The organism is Methylobacterium sp. WL103, assembly GCF_008039885.1.
In the GTDB taxonomy this organism is placed as follows: domain Bacteria; phylum Pseudomonadota; class Alphaproteobacteria; order Rhizobiales; family Beijerinckiaceae; genus Methylobacterium; species Methylobacterium cerastii.
This window is the reverse complement of the sequence record NZ_VRUX01000442.1, coordinates 1-3590: the sequence shown is the minus strand read 5'-3', so window position 1 is coordinate 3590 and position 3590 is coordinate 1. Positions and strand designations below refer to the sequence as shown.

At 70.7% G+C, this 3590-nt stretch carries 4 protein-coding genes; 1 reads left to right on the top strand and 3 read right to left on the bottom strand.

Features of this window, described 5'->3' with window-relative positions:
- The coding region (locus FV222_RS20220) for an MCP four helix bundle domain-containing protein (RefSeq protein WP_147815483.1) at positions 1–759 on the bottom strand (759 nt) is incomplete at its 3' end.
- A 237-nt stretch (positions 760–996) separates the two neighbouring features.
- On the opposite strand from FV222_RS20220, the gene FV222_RS20215 reads away from it, so the two are divergent.
- Complete coding sequence (locus tag FV222_RS20215; protein ID WP_147761529.1) at positions 997–1353, top strand: plastocyanin; 357 nt, start codon at positions 997–999, stop codon at positions 1351–1353.
- A gap of 6 nt (positions 1354–1359) precedes the next feature.
- Here the strand turns inward: FV222_RS20215 and FV222_RS20210 are convergent, their stop codons facing one another.
- Together FV222_RS20210 and FV222_RS20205 are read right to left on the bottom strand one after the other, a co-directional pair.
- The gene (locus FV222_RS20210) at positions 1360–2634 is read right to left on the bottom strand and encodes an efflux RND transporter periplasmic adaptor subunit (RefSeq protein ID WP_147761530.1); all 1275 of its coding nucleotides are present in this window, start codon (positions 2632–2634) and stop codon (positions 1360–1362) included.
- Positions 2635–2744: 110 nt separating this feature from the next.
- A partial coding sequence (locus tag FV222_RS20205) for a molybdopterin molybdotransferase MoeA (protein WP_147815482.1) occupies positions 2745–3590 on the bottom strand: 846 nt, incomplete at its 5' end.

Genomic DNA, 3590 nt, shown 5'->3' with positions numbered 1-3590 from the left:
GGTCGGCACGGCGTCGTCGAGGCGTCCGGCCGCGATCCGCGCGGCCACCGAAGAGGCCGCCGCGAGGGGCCCGGTGATCCGGCGGTTCAGCAGGTAGGCGACGAAGCCCGACAGGATCAGCGCGACCGCCATCGCGATCAGGTTGAAGCGCACCTCCTGCGCGACCACCTTCCGGGCGGTCTGGCGGAAGACGAAGCCGTCGCCGGCAGTGTAGTTGACCAGGAGCTCGATCTGCCCGTCGACGATTCCAGCTTGGTGATCGAGGGCGTCCCAGGCGGCGATCTTGGCCGTAGACCCGTCTAGGCCGTGGCGCATCGTCTCCCAAAGCTCGACGCCCTCCTGCACGGCCTTGGCCGAGCGGACCACGCGGTCCGATTGCGAGCGCTCGACGGCGATCCCAAGATCCTCGGTGAGCGTGGAGGCGAGTTCGTTGATCGCGGCATCCAGCTTGGCGGCGGCGGCCGGGTCGCGGGTCACCATGCGACGGGCGAAGGCCGAGCGCATGTTGGCGAAGTCCGCCGCCGCGGCCCGCGCGTAATTGATCGACATCAGGGATTCGTCGTAGGTGCGGTTGACGAGCTCACCCGCCTCCTGAAGCCCCTGGATGGCATAGATCCCGAGGGTACCGGTGATCAGGCTCATCGTCAGGAAGGCGACGAGTATCCGGCCGCGGATCGTCGTCCCGGCATCGGCGATACGCCGCAGCGCGCCGGCCCCCGAGCGTCCGCCGACCTTCGATCCGGTTCGATTCCATCGCATGGAAACGTAGCTTCTTCCTGCCCGCACCGCGTCAAGATAAGCGTGAAATGTTAAGGCGGCATTAGTCGCCGCCACGCGTATCCCCGGCTGGATCGGCGATCGGGCCGAACAGCACCGTCGTAACCATCGCCTCGGATACCGCGCAGGACGGCCGCCAGCGTCAGCCAAATCTTAACGACGACGACCTAACCGTCGAGCATCATCTTCGGAAATGCCATGTCACGGCTTGAGGGATCGATGGTCGGCCGCGTTTTCCGAAGTCCGTTCGCGGCCACAGCGACGGCCCTTGTCGCCGGCCTTCTCGCCGGCGTCGTCTTCGTCGGCCGGCTGGAGGCGAGCGGGCACCTCGTCTCGCAGAAGGGGCGGGCGTTCCAACCGAACAGCCTCGTCATCACGCGCGGCGACACGATCACCATCGTCAACGACGACAGCGACCTGCTGCACCACATCTACATCGAGTCGGACGCCTTCAACTTCGATTCCGGCGACCAGGTGCCCGGCAGCCGCACGCCGGTGACGTTCGAGAAAAACGGCACCTTCGTCGTGCTCTGCGGCATCCACCCGAAGATGAAGCTCATCGTCCGGGTGAACTGACCGCCTTCAGCGGGCGGCCGCCTGGACCGGCTTGGCCTCGCCCTGGCCGCCGTCGCGGATCACCCGCTGCCCGTCGCGAAGGTCGGCGGGCGGCCCGAGAACGATCCGCTCCTGCCCGGTCAAGCCTTGGTCGATCTCGATCGTCGTGCCGAAGTCGCGCTTCACGTGGATCGCGCGCCACTCGGCCCGGTCGTCGTCGCCGACCACCGCGACCTGCGTGCCGCGCTGGTTGAACACCAGCGCCTCCGCCGGAACGATCACCGCCGGCTCCGGGCGCGGGATCTGCAGCGTGACGTAGACGTAGAGGCCGGCGCGCAGGACCCCGTCGGGGTTCGGCACGTCGACTTCGGTAGTCAGCGTCCGCGACGCGCTGAGCAGGGCGACGGAGCTGCGCTCGACCCGGCCCGAGAACGTCCGGTCCGGGATTTGCGGCACCTTGATCGAGGCCTCGACGCCCTTCTTCACGCCGATGGCGGCGTTCTGGGGCACGTTCACGCTGATACGCACGATGTCGTCGCGGTCCATGCCGAGCAGCGGCGTGCCGCTGCCGTCGGCCTTCACCAGGTCGCCGACGTCGACGCTGCGCGTGGTGACCACGCCGTCGAAGGGCGCGACCACGTCCTTGAATCCGGTGAGCGCCTTCAGGCGGTCGACCGTGGCGTCCTGCGCCTTGATGTTGGCTTCGGCGACCTTCACCCCGGCCTCGGCCGCAGCGAGCGTCGCGCCCTGGCTGAGCACGCCGGCTTGCGAGTTGTCGGCGTTCTGGCGCGAGGCCCAGCCCTGGGTCGCCAGCGTCGAGGTGCGGTTGTTGGTGAGGTTGGCGAGGTTGACGTTGGCGCGGGCCTGGTCGACCTGCGCCTTGGCCTGAAGCAGTTGCGCCCGCATCTGCCCAGACTGCGCCTCGGCCTGGGCGAGCTGCTGGTCGAGTTCGGGGGCCGCGATCCGGAGCAGGATGTCGCCGGCCTTGACCCGCGAGCCGATGTCGACCCGGCGCTCGGCGACGTAGCCGGTCGCGCGGGCGAAGATCGCGGCGCGGGCGAAAGCCTGGATGTCGCCGGGCAGCGTCAGGTCGACCGGCTTGTCGCTGCGCTCGACGGCGGCGATGCGCACCCGCGGCACTGCATCGCGCACCTTGCGCTGCGTTTCGGTGGCGGCGGCCGCCTGCTTCCAGTGACCGTAGCCGCCCCAGCCGAGCAGGCCGGCGGCGACCAGCCCGACGAGGAGGAACGGGCGCTTGCCCGGCGGTGGGGGAACGTCGCTCACCGCGGCGTGGGGCTTCATGACGCTCTCGCCTTCCGTCGGCAGCAACGATGCCGGCACACACACTACGATACCCCGCCTTGCGGTGCCGGCCTAGCGCTCGCGGCGCCGCATCGCCGACGATCCGGCGATCACCACAGGGTCGGATAGGGGTGGAACGCGAGCGTGTCGCCGGGCTCGATGCGGGTGACGGGCTCGGGCACGTCGGCGAGGCCGTCGCTGCCGGTGAGCGAGGTGATGGTGCCCGAGCCCCCGCGCGGGAATAGGGCGGCCTCGAAGGCGCCGTCGGCGGCGCGCGTCACGCAGACGCGCAGGAACTCGCGCCGGCCGGATTTTCGCGAGAGCGCGAAGGCGGACCGGACCGGCACGCCCAAAGCCGGCTCGTGCACCGCCCCGCCGAGGCGGTCGAGCAGCGGCCTGACCACGAAGGCGAGGGTGACGTAGGCCGCCACCGGGTTTCCCGGAAGTCCGACGAAGGGCGTCCCGGCGACCATTCCCACCGCCACCGGACGCCCGGGCTTGATCGCGAGGCGCCAGAACGCGAGCGACCCCGCGGCGGCGACCGCCCCCTTCACGTGGTCCTCCTCTCCGACCGAGACGCCGCCGGAAGTCAGGATCAGGTCGTGGGACTCGGCCGCCGCGCGCAAGGCCGCCGCAAGCGAAGCGGGCTCGTCGCGCAGGATGCCGAGGTCGGTCGCGTCGGCCCCGAGGCGCCGCAGCAGGGCGATCAGCATCACGCGGTTGCTGTCGTGGATGCCGGAGGCGGCGCGCAGGCCGCCGGGCTCCGTCAACTCGTTGCCCGTGGAGAACACCGCAACGCGCAGCGCGCGGCGAACGGGCAGGTCGCCGCGGCCGATCGCGGCGGCAAGCGCCAGGTCCTGCGGGCGCAACCGTCGCCCGGCCGGGATCGCCACGCTACCGCGGGCGATGTCCTCGCCGGCCGGGCGGCGGTTGGCGCCGCGCACGATGCCGGCGAG